The organism is Cobetia sp. QF-1 (genome assembly GCF_002213105.1).
Classification (GTDB): Bacteria; Pseudomonadota; Gammaproteobacteria; order Pseudomonadales; family Halomonadaceae; genus Cobetia; species Cobetia crustatorum.
The window spans coordinates 1-1,950 of sequence record NZ_NBVS01000022.1; the positions used below are offsets into that span (position 1 = coordinate 1).

Annotated in this window: 1 protein-coding gene; it reads right to left on the bottom strand. The window is 62.2% G+C overall.

Features of this window, described 5'->3' with window-relative positions; genetic code table 11:
* Window positions 1-1,950 (bottom strand): S-layer family protein (locus CFN46_RS17330; RefSeq protein ID WP_141103691.1); only part of this gene is annotated, 1,950 nt, incomplete at both ends.

The window sequence follows — 1,950 nt, forward strand, 5'->3', positions numbered from 1 at the left end:
GTCACGGTGATGCTCAGCGTGGCAGTGTCGAAGCCACCCTGACCATCGCTGATCTGGTAATCGATCGCCGTGATACGGCTTTCTCCATCGGCCAGATCATCGAAGTCGGTGCCCTGGGCAAAGGTATAGCTACCGTCACTGGCGATCGTGATCAAACCACCGGTGGAGCCGGCAATCGCCTCACCGACATTGGCGGCATCTTCGCCGACCTGGCTGACCGTCAGGGCATCCGTGTCGTTGCCACCGTCCGCATCGTTATCCAGCACATTGCCGGAGGCCGGCGCTTTCTCGGCGACGGTAGCGGCGTCATCACCCGCCACCGGTGCGGTGTTGCTCGGTGTCAGGATGAAGGTATCGGTGACGGTGCCACCATTGCCATCATTGCCATCATTGGCGGTGACGGTGATCTCGAAGGGACCATTCTGCGAAGCATCCGGCGTCAGGGTGCCCGTGATACGTCCAGTGCCCGGATCAATGATGACCCCTTCCGGCAGCCCCTCGGCCGTGAAGGACAGCTCATCGCTGCCATCCACATCACTGAAAGCATCGCCCGCCGGGATGTCGATCGCATCGCCATCTTCGGCATTCACATCAGCCGTCGGGGTACTGACCACCGGTGCGTCGTTGCTGCCGGTCACGGTGACACTCAGGGTCGCGGTGTCGAAGCCGCCCTGACCATCACTGACCTGGTAGCTGATGGCAGTGGTGCGAGTTTCATCGACCGCGAGGTCATCGAAGTCCGCGTCCGGCGCGAAGTCATAGCTACCATCGGTATTGATGGTGAACTGACCACCATTATCCCCGGCAGTCGGTTGGCCGACGCTGTCGGCGTCTTCACCAACCTGACTGACAGTCAAGATGTCGCTGGCATCGACATCACTGTCGTTGAGCAGGACATCTCCACTGACAGCATTATTCTCTGTCGTGGCATTGGTGTCCTGCACTGCTACCGGCGCGTCATTGACGCCCGTCACGGTGATGCTCAGCGTCGCGGTGTCGAAGCCGCCCTGACCATCACTGACCTGGTAGCTGATGGCAGTGGTGCGAGTTTCATCGACCGCGAGGTCGTCGAAGTCCGCGCCCGGCGCGAAGTCATAGCTACCATCGGCATTGACGGTGAACTGGCCACCGGTGGAGCCGGCAGTCGGCTGACCGACATTGGCGGCATCTTCGCCGACCTGGCTGACCGTCAGGGCATCGGTGTCGTTACCACCGTCCGCATCGTTATCCAGCACATTGCCGGAGGCCGGCGCTTTCTCGGCGACGGTAGCGGCGTCATCACCCGCCACCGGTGCGGTGTTGCTCGGTGTCAGGATGAAGGTATCGGTGACGGTGCCACCATTGCCATCATCCGCGGTGACAGTGATCTCGAACGGACCATTCTGCGAGGCATCGGCGCTCAGGGTGCCGGTGATCTCGCCGGTGGCGCCATTGATGGCCAGACCTGCCGGCAGACCCGCAACCGTATAGGCCAGCTCATCGCTGCCATCCACGTCACTGAAGGCGTCGCCCGCAGGAATACTGAGGGTCTCGCCATCGACGGCGGTCAGGTCATCGGTCGGCGTGGCGACGACCGGGGCGTCATTGACGCCGGTCACGGTGATGCTCAGCGTGGCGGTATCCACGCCACCCTGGCCATCACTGATCTGGTAATCGACCGCGGTAACGCGTGTTTCGCCGTCGGCCAGATCATCGAAGTCGGTGCCCTGGGCGAAGGTGTAGCTGCCATCACTGGTGATGGTGATCAAGCCGCCATTGCTGCCGGTAATCGCCTCACCCACATTGTCGGCGTCAGCATCGACCTGGCTGACGATCAGCGTATCGGTGTCCGCACCGCCGTCGTTGTCATTGGTCAGCACGTTGCCGGTGGTCGGCGTCACGTTCTCGACCGCTGTCGCCGCGTCATCGGTGGCGACCGGTACAACGTTGCTGACCGTCAGGGTGAAGACG